This window comes from Neisseria sp. P0021.S006 (assembly GCF_051956895.1).
This window is the reverse complement of sequence record NZ_JBQCWZ010000631.1, coordinates 1-782: the sequence shown is the minus strand read 5'-3', so window position 1 is coordinate 782 and position 782 is coordinate 1. Positions and strand designations below refer to the sequence as shown.

The following is a 782-nucleotide window of genomic DNA, read 5'->3' as shown; positions in this document are numbered from 1 at the left end:
TTGATGAATTCTTGGTTCGGATGTTTGCGGCCGCCTTGCGGAGGAACGCTCGCTACCGTGCCTTCAATCAGTTTCAGCAAGGCTTGTTGCACGCCTTCGCCAGATACGTCGCGCGTGATCGATGGATTATCGCTTTTGCGTGAAATTTTATCGATTTCATCGATATAAACGATGCCGCGCTGGGCTTTTTCAACGTCAAAATCACATTTGCCCAAAAGTTTGGTGATGATTTGTTCGACATCTTCACCTACATAACCGGCTTCGGTCAAAGTTGTGGCATCCGCCATAACAAAAGGCACATCCAGTTTGCGCGCCAAAGATTGCGCCAACAGGGTTTTACCTGAGCCGGTAGGGCAGATGAGCAGGATATTGGATTTGGACAATTCGACTTTGCCGTCTGCTTTTGGATGGTGCAGGCGTTTGTAGTGGTTGTAAACCGATACTGCCAACGCTTTTTTTGCGTGTTCCTGACCGATAACGTGGTCGTTGAGGTTGGCAACGATTTCGGCCGGGGTAGGCAGTTTTTTCTCGGCGTTTTCTTCTTTCGCTTTGGCAAGCTCGTTTTCAATCTCGCCGGATTCGTTGTCTTGCAGCATCATGCCGCAAGTTTCTACACATTCGTTGCAGATGAAGGCGTGTTCGCCTTCGATCAGGTTTTTAACGTCGTTTTCGGACTTCCCGCAGAATGAACAGGTGCGTTTTTCTTCAGACATAATAATTTCTTCGTATGGTTGTATGGAGGCTGTGTTGTAAAGGGGGAACAGATATTTCGGGCGTATTGC

1 protein-coding gene is annotated in these 782 nt (G+C 48.1%); it reads right to left on the bottom strand.

Annotated elements, in window-relative coordinates; translation table 11 throughout:
- Positions 1-713: ATP-dependent Clp protease ATP-binding subunit ClpX (clpX, locus tag ACTHUM_RS16150; RefSeq protein ID WP_440403441.1), on the bottom strand; the 713-nt coding region annotated here is incomplete at its 3' end.
- Positions 714-782: the final 69 nt, after the last annotated feature.